The following is a 13,827-nucleotide window of genomic DNA, read 5'->3' as shown; positions in this document are numbered from 1 at the left end:
ATTATTGGCTCTGTCTCATCAATTGTGTAAATTTCGTGAACCATTAAATTCTACCATCAAATTTGATCATAAAATGAGCCATAGCTTCATTCCAATTGGGGATAGGCATAGACCATTTTTTGGTAATATAATCAATTGTCAGATCTCAAACCTTAAATACTGCGTCATCATTTGGAAAGATGCGTTTATTCTTAGTAACTTTTCTCAATTGGCTATTCAGCGATTCTATCGCATTTGTAGTGTAAATAATCTTACGAATCTCCTTTGGATATTGCAAGAAAATTATCAAATTATCCCAATTATTATACCAAGATTTAGCTATATGCGGATATTGCTTACTCCATTTTTGATCAAATGACTCAAGAGCTAATTCTGCTTCTTTTTCAGTAGCAGAAGTATAGATTAGTTTCAAATCCGCTGCTAATTGCTTTCTATCTTTATATGATACATATTTGAGGCTATTCCTGATCTGATGGACAATACAAATTTGATGTTCAGTTTGCGGATATACTGATGCAATAGCATCAGACATACCAGTTAGATTATCACTACAAGCAATTAAGATATCTTTTACTCCTCGATTCTTCATTTCAGTAAAATTACCAAGCCAAAATTTAGCTCCTTCATTCGCACTTATCCATAAGCCTAAAATATCCTTTCTGCCAGATAAATCTATTCCTAAAGCTACATATACTGATTTATTAATAATAAGTTTATCTTGTCTTACTTTCACTACTAAAACAGTCAAAATATACTATAGGGTATACTGATTGGAAAGTTCTATAATTAATTAAGCCAGATATAATCAATTTTTAATCTCTCAGGGTTTAATTCCCCGAAGCTCTGCTTCGTGATATCATAAGAAACAACTAAAACTTTTTTAGATACCTCGTAGCTCTGCTGCGAGGAGCATCATTTAAATATAGATATATCATGGCTCATTTAACGATAGATGAAAGATTTAAAATATACGAAATGAATAAGAGTGGTTATAGCTCGCGATATATAGGGACAAAGATTGGCCGTGATAAAAGCACTATATGTTATGAACTCAAGAGAATGAGGCATAATTATAGACCAGATAGGGCTAACACACTTGCTTGCAGTTTAAGGCAAGGTAAGAGAAAAAGAAAATTAGATATTGATAATAATTTACGAGCAGAAATAATAAAGCAGTTAACACAGGGTATTTCACCAGATATAATTTCAGGTAGACGTAAACTATCACGAGATACTGTCAATATTTCTACAGAGAGTATATACCAGTTTATTTATACATCTCCTATAGCACAAAGGCAAAAATTATATTTATCTTTAGCAAGAAAAAGGAAAAATAGGTTGCATCATGGTACAAGAATCAGAAACAAAAGAATTACAATACCAAATCGAGTTTCCATTACTGAAAGACCAGAGATAAATAGAAAGATAGCAGCAATAGGTCATTTAGAAGGTGATTTAACTTTTAACAAAGGTAATCAAAGTCGTAATATAGGCGCTCTTGTGGATATCAGAACACAAAAAGTGTTTCTCACTTTAAACCGTTCAAAAAGAACACAAGATGTGATTGGTAACATGAATAAAAAACTTAAACAATTGTCGCATATAATCAAAAGCATAACGTTAGATAATGGCAAAGAATTTACCAATCATGAACAACTATTGCCAAAATCTGAACGAAAAGTATATTTTTGCAATCCTTATTCTCCATGGCAAAAACCATTGATAGAGAAGATTAACTCAATGGTGCACAGAGTATACTCTAAATCTTTAGATATAAAAAAATTAACAATAAAGCAATTACAAGAAATTGAGGATTTTTTAAATAATTTACCAAGAAAAGTGCTCGGTTATAAAACACCCAATGAGGTATGGGAAGAAAATATAAATCTGGCTTAATTAATACTGGAATTTACCACATATTAAACATTACCACCATGTAAGGACCTTAGTGAAATAAGCTATATAGATATAGTCGCCATAAAGCAAAAATTATACCGCAAATAAATGTAGCTATTAGAAAAAATTTATATTCTGCTAACAGTTTCGGTTTATATTTACGAATTCCATACCAGGCAATAAAACAAATAGTATAATACAACTAAACTTCCTTCTTTTACTAAAAATTTTAAAAGAAACTTACCATAATTTAGTAATAATAATTTATGCTGTTCATTAAAATTTTCTACAATATATATTAAATTACTAAAACTATGCTCTTTTCTATCTAAGAAATCGTGAGTATTCCTAAAATAATCCATCAAGATAAGATTGCATAATATTGGTAAAGTGAATAAAATTACATAGGTAATATACTGAAGTTTTGACAAAAAGATAGCCAAACTTATAGCTGAAGTTTTGACAAAAAATTTTTATTAAAAAAAGTGGCGAGTGTATCAATCTATAATTTGTATTATATATCAAATAATTTACTTTAAATTGTAGAAATATCGCTTTTAAGCTGATAAAAGCACTCAATATTTAACTTTAGTCAGAAAAATTAGAATTTTTGTCAAAACTTCAGTAATAATTGTTAATGAGTTTTTTATTTTTATGTTGTGATAAATAAGATATATTAATAACTTGTTTTTAATTCAGAAATCTCATAATGCCCAAAATACCTATCGATAATATTATCGTATTCTTATATCTGATATCCATTTTAGCTGTAGGTATTTATTACCGAGCTAAAAATAGTAGCTTTAAAAATTATGCAAATGTAGAGAGTAAGGTTCAGAATAACAAGCTGCTATTAATAGCTACCATTTTTGCAAGTTCCGTAGGAGGGGCTACTACTTTTGGTATTACGGAAAAAGCTTTTTTAGGACACGCATATTATGCTTATGCTTTAATACTTACTATCCCAATAGATATCATAATCGCTATTTATGTAGTACCGCTAATTGCAAAGCATCATGGAGCAGAAAGCATAGGCGATATAATGAGTATATATTATGGCAATCTAGGTCGTTTTATTGGCGGGGTTAGTTCTGTGATTGTATCGGTTGGATTTTTAGCCGCTCAAATAAGCGTCAGCGGTTATATTTTTCAATATATTTTAAAAATAAATTATATTGAGGGAGTAATTTTAAGCTATAGTATAGTACTTATATACACTACAATAGGTGGGCTGCAATCTATTGTTTTTACTAATTTACTGCAATTTTTTGCTATGATAATTGCGATACCTGTTGTCACTTTTATAGGGCTAAACAAAATTGGTTCTATAAATCCTATAGGCGATTTGATTGTTGAAACTAAGCAATCTAACTTATTTTCTTATATAATCGCTGCTGCTTTAAGCTTTAGCGTAATGAATCTATACCCTACCTTTATTCAAAGAGCTTTGATTAATAAAAACCCTACTCAAACGACTAAAGCAATATATACAAAATCGGTTATATATTTATTCTTTTTAATTTGTGTTACTTTAAACGGCTTAATTGCTTATAAACTTTATCCAGAGCAACCATCAAGCTTAGTATTACCTTATCTGATTAATCAAATAATCCCACCTTTAATTCAAGGATTGGTCATAAGTGGGCTGCTTGCTGCTGTTATGTCTACTGCGGATTCTGACTTAAACGTTACTTCTATAGCTATTGTCAAAGATATAATCAACCCAATTCTACAGGTAAAAAATGAGCAGAAACTATTATTAATTGCCCGAATTATTAACGTAGCAACAGGAAGCCTTGCTATAATTGCTGCCCTAAAATTCAACAACGTAATAGATTTAGTAGTATTCTTCACCGGTTTTTGGGGACCTGTAATATTAGTGCCGCTAGTAACAACGCTTTTTAGCATTAGAGTACCAACACAGATAATGGTTTTATCATCAATAAGCGGAGCAGCAACTTTTTTACTTTGGGAACATTATTCCTTATCTCTACAATATTTTAACCTCAGGGGAGTATTTATAGGGACAATAGTAAGCTGTTTGATATTTGTATTAGCTATAATGACAAATAAGATTAATAACGCTAATTTAGGATAAGGGATAGATAGAAAGCTTATAGAGAAAGGGTTTAAAGGAGATTAATGTTGAGTTATGATAGATTTTTTTAATAAAAGATCAGTAACTCAACATGAAAAGATGTATCATAACTGTATATTATTTAGTAGATAATTTTTGTAAAATATATGAAGAATGGATAGAACACCGTCTATTATTAGCAAAGGCATAGAATAGGAAAATTAAGTCTTGCAGAATTGATGACAATAGTCATATATTTTTATCTATCGCCTTGCAAGGACTTTAAAAACTATTATTTATACTACTTACCGCATAAATATAAGGGTTACTTTAATTTACCATGTTATAGTAGAATAGTACAATTATGGCCAAGGTTAATATTGCCATTGTCAATAATGTTGCAATTACTACGAGGTGAAGATACAGGCAGGAGTTTCGCACTTAGCAAAAAGTATGTTAATCTAGAGAAAAATAGTTTTAGATAAAAATGACAAGAACACAATGTAGCAAGGACTTATATAAATCATTTTTACAAGCAAGTAGTGTCAGATATACTAGCAAGGCATTATCTGAAGTGAGTCCAGTAGATCTATCTCACGATAGTGCAAGTCGATGGTTAAAGAGTAAGGATTTTCGTCCTAGCGAAATCTATAAGGAAGTGTCAAAATATATAGATTGGGAAGCACCGTGTTTATTAGTGGGGGATGACACCTTATTATCAAAGCAATACAGTCAGAAGATTGAGCTTGTACGTTATCAATATTCTGGAGCTGTACATGATGTTATACCTGGTATAGGAATGGTAAACTTACTACATTACAATACTAAAATTGCTCAATCTACTCCCGTAGATTATAGAATATATGATAAAGACACTGATGGTAAAACAAAGAATGAGCATTTTTGTGATATGCTTACTTTAGCTAAAGAAAGAGGTCTCAATCCTGATGCCATAGTCATGGATGCTTGGTATAGCGGGTTGGAGAATTTAAAACATATACGTAATTTAGGCTGGCTATGGGTTACCACCCTAAGGAAAAATAGAAAAGTTAATCATAATGTTAGCTTGGAAAGTTTAGAGATACCCGATGAGGGGCTAAAAATTCACCTACGTGGATACGGTTGGGTTACGGTATTTAAGTTTGTGGCAAAGAATGGTCGCATTGATTACATAACAACGAACTTGGAAAATCCCACACGTGAGCAAATAGAGAAAATTGTTAAGGCACGTTGGTCTATAGAGGTTTATCATCGAGAATTAAAACAAACTTGTGGTATTGAACGCTGTCAGGCACGCACGGGCCGAGCTCAAAGAAATCATATTTGCCTTGCAGTATTTGCCTGGCTTGATATGAATAAAAGGAGGATAAATGAAAACATTACTTTATATCAACACACTTGGGAAGTTATAAAAACATCAATTCAAAACAATATCAGATGGCTTTTAACTGATTCGCAACTTTGCTAAGTGCGAAACTCCTGGATATTTTAGGCTTATGGATAAGTGAGAATGAAGGAGCTAAATTTTGGCTTGGTAATTTTACTGAAATGAAGAATCGAGGAGTAAAAGATATCTTAATTGCTTGTAGTGATAATCTAACTGGTATGTCTGATGCTATTGCATCAGTATATCCGAAAACTGAACATCAAATTTGTATTGTCCATCAGATCAGGAATAGCCTCAAATATGTATCATATAAAGATAGAAAGCAATTAGCAGCGGATTTGAAACTAATCTATACTTCTGCTACTGAAAAAGAAGCAGAATTAGCTCTTGAGTCATTTGATCAAAAATGGAGTAAGCAATATCCGCATATAGCTAAATCTTGGTATAATAATTGGGATAATTTGATAATTTTCTTGCAATATCCAAAGGAGATTCGTAAGATTATTTACACTACAAATGCGATAGAATCGCTGAATAGCCAATTGAGAAAAGTTACTAAGAATAAACGCATCTTTCCAAATGATGACGCAGTATTTAAGGTTTTATATCTGACAATTGATTATATTACCAAAAAATGGTCTATGCCTATCCCCAATTGGAATGAAGCTATGGCTCATTTTATGATCAAATTTGATGGTAGAATTTAATGGTTCACGAAATTTACACAATTGATGAGACAGAGCCCTTTGGTGCCCTATTATAACCAGCAACTATATTTACTCGCTCAGTAGCAAAACCTGCTTGCTCTGAGTAAGCTCTTGTTCCTCTTTCTGATCATCCGTACAACATGGTTATATTATTACTTACCCCCATTTCGTCACAATACACAAGTTTATCAGATGCTATTTGATCAATATATTCCACAAATTGTTTTCTAGCTTCTTCATCCCTGCCTTTGTATTTTGGCTCTTTTTTTATATGTAATTTTCATTCTATGAAGCGTGTCATAAAATGTGCTCATTGGCAGCTCGGGCGCTACTGCATTTCTTATATCTGTAGCTCGGCTATCAGGATTATTTGCTAAAAATTCAATTATATTCTCCTTATTAGTAAACCTAGCATCACGTCCACTTTGCAGATGTTGTCTTGAGCTGTAGTCTCCATTTTCTTTATAACCAGGAGTTTCGCACTTAGCAAAAAGTATGTTAATCTAGAGAAAAATAGTTTTAGATAAAAATGACAAGAACAAAATGTAGCAAGGACTTATATAAATCATTTTTACAAGCAAGTAGTGTCAGATATACTAGCAAGGCATTATCTGAAGTGAGTCCAGTAGATCTATCTCACGATAGTGCAAGTCGATGGTTAAAGAGTAAGGATTTTCGTCCTAGCGAAATCTATAAGGAAGTGTCAAAATATATAGATTGGGAAGCACCGTGTTTATTAGTGGGGGATGACACCTTATTATCAAAGCAATACAGTCAGAAGATTGAGCTTGTACGTTATCAATATTCTGGAGCTGTACATGATGTTATACCTGGTATAGGAATGGTAAACTTACTACATTACAATACTAAAATTGCTCAATCTACTCCCGTAGATTATAGAATATATGATAAAGACACTGATGGTAAAACAAAGAATGAGCATTTTTGTGATATGCTTACTTTAGCTAAAGAAAGAGGTCTCAATCCTGATGCCATAGTCATGGATGCTTGGTATAGCGGGTTGGAGAATTTAAAACATATACGTAATTTAGGCTGGCTATGGGTTACCACCCTAAGGAAAAATAGAAAAGTTAATCATAATGTTAGCTTGGAAAGTTTAGAGATACCCGATGAGGGGCTAAAAATTCACCTACGTGGATACGGTTGGGTTACGGTATTTAAGTTTGTGGCAAAGAATGGTCGCATTGATTACATAACAACGAACTTGGAAAATCCCACACGTGAGCAAATAGAGAAAATTGTTAAGGCACGTTGGTCTATAGAGGTTTATCATCGAGAATTAAAACAAACTTGTGGTATTGAACGCTGTCAGGCACGCACGGGCCGAGCTCAAAGAAATCATATTTGCCTTGCAGTATTTGCCTGGCTTGATATGAATAAAAGGAGGATAAATGAAAACATTACTTTATATCAACAAACTTGGGAAGTTATAAAAACATCAATTCAAAACAATATCAGATGGCTTTTAACTGATTCGCAACTTTGCTAAGTGCGAAACTCCTGACAGGAATATATTTTATTGATTCAACAAAACTATCTATTTGTCATGCTAAGCGCACTTCTAGTAATAGAGTTTTTGGTAAAATTGCCAAAGTTGGGATGAGTAGTTATGGTTGGTTTATGGGATTTAAATTACATTTAATCATTAATCATAAAGCAGAGATTATAGCTGTTAAAATAACAAAAGCAAATAGAGCTGATTTATCTGTTCTTGAATCTATAACTCAGAAGATAACAGGTAAGGTATTTGGTGATAAAGCATATATTTGTAAAGAGTTATGGTTTAAACTCTATTCTAGAAATTTAAGAATGATAACTAATATTCGCAAGGATATGAAGAATTATTTACTAGAATTAGAAGATAAAGCTATGTTACGTAAACGATCATTAATTGAATCAGTATTTAATCTCTCAGGGTTTAATTCCCCGAAGCTCTGCTTCGTGATATCATAAGAAACAACTAAAACTTTTTTAGATACCTCGTAGCTCTGCTGCGAGGAGCATCATTATACTAAAAAATAGAATGAGAGTCTTTTGCAATGATTGTGTAAATTTTTGTTGAGCCTATATTAGAAGTAATTAAAAATATAGGTAACAGAAATGCAAATAGAGAAGCATAAAAAAATAAATGAAGCAATAGATTTGCTGATAGAAGGCGGAGTAGATTTAAAAACAGTACTAAGTCAGAATGGATTAATTAAGGAATGAACCAAGGGTATTTTAGAGCGAGCACTGCATGCTGAGATGTCAGAACATTTAGGTTATAGCAAGTATGATAGAGCTGAAACTGAGAATGCGAGGAATGGTAGTTTTAGTAAGAATCTGATTAGTGAGAATGGTACTATAGAGCTAAATGTTCCAAGAGACAGACAAGGTAAATTTGAACCTATAATAGTCTCAAAGAAACAAACAAGAATAGATGGCTTAGACCAAAAGATAATATCCTTATATGCGAAGGGTATGAGTGTGTCTGATATTAAAACACAATTGCAAGAATTATATGGAGCTGAGATCAGTGAGAGCCTAATCAGCAGGATTACAGATGAAGTAATAGATGAGGTCAAGATTTGGCAGAGTAGACCTCTTGAATGGTAAATTCCAGTATTAATTAAGCCAGATTTATATTTTCTTCCCATACCTCATTGGGTGTTTTATAACCGAGCACTTTTCTTGGTAAATTATTTAAAAAATCCTCAATTTCTTGTAATTGCTTTATTGTTAATTTTTTTATATCTAAAGATTTAGAGTATACTCTGTGCACCATTGAGTTAATCTTCTCTATCAATGGTTTTTGCCATGGAGAATAAGGATTGCAAAAATATACTTTTCGTTCAGATTTTGGCAATAGTTGTTCATGATTGGTAAATTCTTTGCCATTATCTAACGTTATGCTTTTGATTATATGCGACAATTGTTTAAGTTTTTTATTCATGTTACCAATCACATCTTGTGTTCTTTTTGAACGGTTTAAAGTGAGAAACACTTTTTGTGTTCTGATATCCACAAGAGCGCCTATATTACGACTTTGATTACCTTTGTTAAAAGTTAAATCACCTTCTAAATGACCTATTGCTGCTATCTTTCTATTTATCTCTGGTCTTTCAGTAATGGAAACTCGATTTGGTATTGTAATTCTTTTGTTTCTGATTCTTGTACCATGATGCAACCTATTTTTCCTTTTTCTTGCTAAAGATAAATATAATTTTTGCCTTTGTGCTATAGGAGATGTATAAATAAACTGGTATATACTCTCTGTAGAAATATTGACAGTATCTCGTGATAGTTTACGTCTACCTGAAATTATATCTGGTGAAATACCCTGTGTTAACTGCTTTATTATTTCTGCTCGTAAATTATTATCAATATCTAATTTTCTTTTTCTCTTACCTTGCCTTAAACTGCAAGCAAGTGTGTTAGCCCTATCTGGTCTATAATTATGCCTCATTCTCTTGAGTTCATAACATATAGTGCCTTTTATCACGGCCAATCTTTGTCCCTATATATCGCGAGCTATAACCACTCTTATTCATTTCGTATATTTTAAATCTTTCATCTATCGTTAAATGAGCCATGATATATCTATATTTAAATGATGCTCCTCGCAGCAGAGCTACGAGGTATCTAAAAAAGTTTTAGTTGTTTCTTATGATATCACGAAGCAGAGCTTCGGGGAATTAAACCCTGAGAGATTAAAAATTGATTATATCTGGCTTAATTAATTATAGAACTTTCCATATGCAGGCAGCTCAATCTACGGGAGTTTCTTATATTGACGCCACATCTTTAGAGGTTTGTCATCGAAAAAGAATCTCTCGTAATAAAGTCTTTGCCGGTATTGCTGCTTTGGGTAAAACAACAAAAAGTTGGTTTTTTGGTCTAAAATTACATTTGGTTATTAACGAAAAAGGTGAGATTCAAGGTCTAAAACTAACGCCTGGTAATGTAGATGATAGAGCGCCGGTTTCGATAATCACCAAACATATCACGGGATTATTGTTTGGCGATAAGGGTTATATCAAACAGGAGCTCTTTGATGATCTATACAGCAAAGGAATCAAGTTAGTAACTGGCATAAAGAAGAAAATGAAGAATAAACTTATGCCATTATTTGAAAAAATATTATTACGCAAACGCTCAATTATCGAAACAGTATTTAGTCCCTCCGCCAAAACTCTAAAAAATATCACTTGTGTCACTAATTTCCAAAAATAGTGCGATTTTAGAGCAAATTACTCTAATTTTGAGGGCTGATTTTAAATTTTTGTATTAAAAACCACACTATTTCCCAAAATGCATTCATTTTTTTATTGTCATTTTTTTGTATTTCCATAAGCTTTTGATATAAAACCTTTCATTTTCTTATGGATTTTACTATGCATTTTTGCCTTAAAACCCTATTGCCTATAAGGCTTTTAGAGTTTTGGCGGACGGACTATTTAGTGTGCTGAAGGGTGCTTTCGAGATCGAACATACAAGACATAGATCAATTTGGAATGCCTTTGTACATATCTTATCCGCCCTAATTGCATACTGTATGAAACCTAACAAACCTGCTATATCTCAAAATTAGCTAATCCAGAATTCAGGTTAAAAGATTAATCTCTCAGGGTTTAATTCCCCGAAGCTCTGCTTCGTGATATCATAAGAAACAACTAAAACTTTTTTAGATACCTCGTAGCTCTGCTGCGAGGAGCATCATTTAAAACTTCCAAAATTTATATGAATGATTCAGGTTATGCATCATATTTACATGGCATAACAACTCCTGATCTATTACCAAAAAGTCCTTATTACGGAGCAATATTTGAAACATGGTTATGGGCAGAATTAAGGAAGTTATTAACTTTAACTACGGGAATAGAACAAACGTTTTATCGCACACATTTAGGAAAAGAAGTGGATTTTCTTTTACATAAAGGTGATATATTTTGTGGTTTAGAGTGTAAAAGTACAGAAACTATTCAAAGTCAACATTTTGCAGGACTGAAAGATTTATCCGAAGCACTAACCTCGCTAATTATGAATGGAATTATACTTTATAACGGCGACGAAATAATCAGCTTTTCTGACAAATTCCTTGCCGTACCCTTAAGATGTATAATTTGAATATGTAATAATTTGTAATACAATATAACTTGCACCATTCAGCATTGAATATTAGTATCTTAAGTATACATTATTAGTATTTATAAATGCAGCAAGTTACATTATCAAAGCCCGTAAGCTGTTACGGAATAGGTGTTCACTCTGGGAAACGTACTCAGTTAACTATTGAGCCTGCTAAAGAAAATACCGGTATTATTTTCATAAGAACGGATATATCTTCAGAAAATAATTATATTGAAGCAAAATATTTTAACGTTTCTGATACTTTACTTTCTACTACTATAAGCAATAGCAACAAAATACAAGTCTCAACAATTGAACATATAATGGCTGCATTATGGGGATGCGGAATTGATAATGCTGTTATCAAAATAGATGGTCCTGAGGTTCCTATAATGGATGGCAGTAGCAAACCTTTTGTCTTTATGATTGAGTGTGCTGGAAAAAAGCTACAAAATGCTCCTAAAAAATATTTAAAAATTCTGAAAGAAGTAACCGCTACTCATAAAGATTGCGAGTTAACTTGTACACCTTCTGATCATATGAAAATAGATTTGACTATTGATTTTAATAGTAAAGCTATAGGAAGACAAAATTTAGTCTTTTCAAAGCAAGAATCTTTTAATAATAATATTGCTGATGCTCGTACTTTTGGCTTTACAAAAGATGGTGATTATTTACAGAGTAAAGGACTTGCTCTAGGTGTTTCATTCGAGAATACAATAGCTATAGATGATCAAGATAAAGTCTTAAATCCTGATGGATTACGTTATCAAGATGAATTTGTGCGTCATAAGTTATTAGACCTATTTGGCGATTTATATACTTCTGGTAATAACATTATAAGCTCGATTAATGGCTATAAAACTAGTCATGCTCTTAATAACGAGTTATTACAACGAATATTTAGTGATAATACTTCACATAAATTTGTTACTGCGAGCGAGATATAGCAGATCTTCTTCTTTTATTCATAACATTTGCTAAGTTACTATATTCTTGAGCTTTATTAGGCTTCTCATAGAATGGATTCATTACTCTTCCAATATCTTTGGCGTAACTTTCTTTTTCAATATTTAGTCCGTCCGCCAAAACTCTACAAGCCTTATAGATAATATGGTTTTAAGACAAGAAGTAATACAACAATCCGTAAGAAAATGATAAAATATGGTCATAAACCTTATGGATTTCAGTCAATGCCAATAGACAACATTATCAAATCGCAAGAACAAGGGAAACTGTTTTGTTATAAATTAAAAGAAGAATTAAACCCAAATAATAAGCTATATAAATTAAGAGAATTAATAAATTGGTCTAGGCTCGAAGAGTGGTTATCAAAAAATGTTTGTATTAAGAAATTTGGTAGAAATAGAAAATGTCATAGAGTGATGCTTGGCATAACGATGCTACAAGCAATGTATAATTTTTCAGATTCATTATCAGAGGAAGAGCTAAAAGAGAATATGTATTGGCAGTATTTCTGCGGGTGGGAATATATAGAAAAAGACATAGCTATCTCGGAAACTAGTATACGACGGTTTCGTAGTGTATTAGGTGAAGCTGGATATAATGAGATATTATCGGAGTTGATCAGGGTTGGGATAAAAACTAACACAATTAAAAAAAAAGATTTGGAATTAATCATCGCTGATACGACTGTACAAATTAAGAATATCAAACACCCACACGATGTTTATTTAATGGATAAAGCTAGGCTTAGCATAGTAAAGCTTTGCAACAGTTTGGGTATACATTTGAATGAAACATACGCTAGAACCTATAAACGCGATATAGTAAAGCTATGGAAATATAAAGAACATAGTAAAGCCAAGAAGCGTTGGAAAATAATGAAGCATTTAAAAATATTACTGGGTCGTTTGATTAGAGTATGTGAGCGTGAGATCAAAAATAAGCAATTAAACTTGTCTCTCAAAAATCAAGAAGTATTGCAAAAAATAAAACAAATACATAACCAATCTGTTTTAAAAAGAGAAGCTAAAAAGCAATATAAAGAAGATAACAAAGTATTATATAGTTTTCATGCCCCTGAAGTAGAGTGTATAGGAAAGGGAAAACGCAACAAGCCATATGAGTTTGGCAATAAAGTAGCGGTAGTAGTAAGTGGTCGTAGAAATTTTGTTTTATCCGCAAAATCGTTTCATAATAATCCTTATGATGGTCATACATTGCATCAGAGCTTTGAAGCAGTAGAGAGTGTCACTGGAATCAAGATAAAGAAATCATTTGTTGATCTTGGGTATAGTGGTAGCAATGTAAAGGAGAAGAGTAAGGTATATACCCCAAAAACGCGGAAGAAGTTGTTACAAGAGGACAAGTCTATGATCAAGAGACGCAGTGCCATAGAACCAATAATAGGTCACTTAAAGCAATATGGTCGGATGGGTAGAAACTTCTTGAAAGGTATGATAGGAGATATTATCAATCCAATAATCTCTGCTATTGGTTTGAATTTACGATGCATTGCAAATCATTTACAAATCGTGTCTAACTCCACATAAATCAAAAATATCATCATGCAAAAACTAGATGAACGATAAAAAATCGTTAACAATAGCTCCATATCAAAATTAGACCAACACAGAAATGTATCAGTAAAAATTAACATAACTTAT

Annotated in this window: 8 protein-coding genes and 9 pseudogenes; 13 read left to right on the top strand and 4 right to left on the bottom strand. The window is 32.2% G+C overall.

Going from position 1 to position 13,827, the window contains the following annotated elements; genetic code table 11:
- Positions 1-43: 43 nt before the first annotated feature.
- A pseudogene (locus AAHI98_RS01720) lies at positions 44-782 on the bottom strand (IS256 family transposase); the annotation flags it as partial.
- 151 nt (positions 783-933) lie between these two features.
- Between AAHI98_RS01720 and AAHI98_RS01715 the strand changes: the two are divergent.
- Entirely contained in the window at positions 934-1,896 is a 963-nt protein-coding gene (locus tag AAHI98_RS01715; protein ID WP_342224646.1) for an IS30 family transposase, read from the top strand.
- 64 nt (positions 1,897-1,960) lie between these two features.
- On the opposite strand, the pseudogene AAHI98_RS01710 reads toward AAHI98_RS01715, so the two are convergent.
- A pseudogene (locus AAHI98_RS01710) lies at positions 1,961-2,312 on the bottom strand (hypothetical protein); the annotation flags it as partial.
- A gap of 293 nt (positions 2,313-2,605) precedes the next feature.
- Here AAHI98_RS01710 and AAHI98_RS01705 point away from each other — a divergent pair.
- The 7 genes and pseudogenes from AAHI98_RS01705 to AAHI98_RS01680 all read left to right on the top strand — a co-directional run.
- Complete coding sequence (locus AAHI98_RS01705) at positions 2,606-3,994, top strand: sodium:solute symporter family protein (protein ID WP_342224857.1); 1,389 nt, start codon at positions 2,606-2,608, stop codon at positions 3,992-3,994.
- Positions 3,995-4,085: 91 nt separating this feature from the next.
- Positions 4,086-4,425, top strand: a pseudogene (locus AAHI98_RS18400) (IS982 family transposase); the annotation flags it as partial.
- 35 nt (positions 4,426-4,460) lie between these two features.
- The gene (locus AAHI98_RS01700; RefSeq protein ID WP_342224856.1) at positions 4,461-5,441 is read left to right on the top strand and encodes an IS701 family transposase; all 981 of its coding nucleotides are present in this window, start codon (positions 4,461-4,463) and stop codon (positions 5,439-5,441) included.
- A 14-nt stretch (positions 5,442-5,455) separates the two neighbouring features.
- A pseudogene (locus AAHI98_RS01695) lies at positions 5,456-6,067 on the top strand (IS256 family transposase); the annotation flags it as partial.
- A gap of 529 nt (positions 6,068-6,596) precedes the next feature.
- Positions 6,597-7,577 (top strand): IS701 family transposase, encoded by a 981-nt coding sequence (locus AAHI98_RS01690; RefSeq protein WP_342224659.1) that lies wholly within the window; start codon positions 6,597-6,599, stop codon positions 7,575-7,577.
- Between the two features lie 14 nt (positions 7,578-7,591).
- Positions 7,592-7,999, top strand: a pseudogene (locus AAHI98_RS01685) (IS982 family transposase); the annotation flags it as partial.
- A gap of 189 nt (positions 8,000-8,188) precedes the next feature.
- Positions 8,189-8,677 (top strand): annotated as a pseudogene (locus AAHI98_RS01680) (transposase); the annotation flags it as partial.
- 19 nt (positions 8,678-8,696) lie between these two features.
- On the opposite strand, the pseudogene AAHI98_RS01675 reads toward AAHI98_RS01680, so the two are convergent.
- A pseudogene (locus AAHI98_RS01675) lies at positions 8,697-9,660 on the bottom strand (IS30 family transposase).
- Positions 9,661-9,820: 160 nt separating this feature from the next.
- Here AAHI98_RS01675 and AAHI98_RS01665 point away from each other — a divergent pair.
- The 4 genes and pseudogenes from AAHI98_RS01665 to lpxC all read left to right on the top strand — a co-directional run.
- Positions 9,821-10,270: pseudogene (locus AAHI98_RS01665) on the top strand (IS982 family transposase); the annotation flags it as partial.
- A 250-nt stretch (positions 10,271-10,520) separates the two neighbouring features.
- Positions 10,521-10,658: pseudogene (locus tag AAHI98_RS01660) on the top strand (IS982 family transposase); the annotation flags it as partial.
- Between the two features lie 110 nt (positions 10,659-10,768).
- Positions 10,769-11,194 (top strand): DUF4143 domain-containing protein, encoded by a 426-nt coding sequence (locus AAHI98_RS01655; RefSeq protein ID WP_342224962.1) that lies wholly within the window; start codon positions 10,769-10,771, stop codon positions 11,192-11,194.
- A gap of 86 nt (positions 11,195-11,280) precedes the next feature.
- Positions 11,281-12,147, top strand: coding sequence for a UDP-3-O-acyl-N-acetylglucosamine deacetylase (gene lpxC / locus AAHI98_RS01650; protein WP_341789179.1), 867 nt, complete (start codon positions 11,281-11,283; stop codon positions 12,145-12,147).
- Here lpxC and AAHI98_RS01645 read toward each other — a convergent pair.
- Positions 12,128-12,286: a hypothetical protein gene (locus AAHI98_RS01645; RefSeq protein ID WP_342224852.1), complete on the bottom strand. Its 159-nt coding sequence runs from the start codon at positions 12,284-12,286 to the stop codon at positions 12,128-12,130. The genes lpxC and AAHI98_RS01645 overlap by 20 nt on opposite strands.
- Positions 12,287-12,351: 65 nt before the next feature.
- Between AAHI98_RS01645 and AAHI98_RS01640 the strand changes: the two genes are divergently transcribed.
- Positions 12,352-13,713, top strand: coding sequence for an IS5 family transposase (locus AAHI98_RS01640; protein WP_342224851.1), 1,362 nt, complete (start codon positions 12,352-12,354; stop codon positions 13,711-13,713).
- The last annotated feature ends 114 nt before the right edge of the window (positions 13,714-13,827 follow it).

The organism is Rickettsia endosymbiont of Urophora cardui, from assembly GCF_964030725.1.
Lineage (GTDB): Bacteria > Pseudomonadota > Alphaproteobacteria > Rickettsiales > Rickettsiaceae > Rickettsia.
The sequence above is the reverse complement of the archived record's forward strand: the minus strand, read 5'-3'. Positions and strand labels throughout refer to the sequence as shown.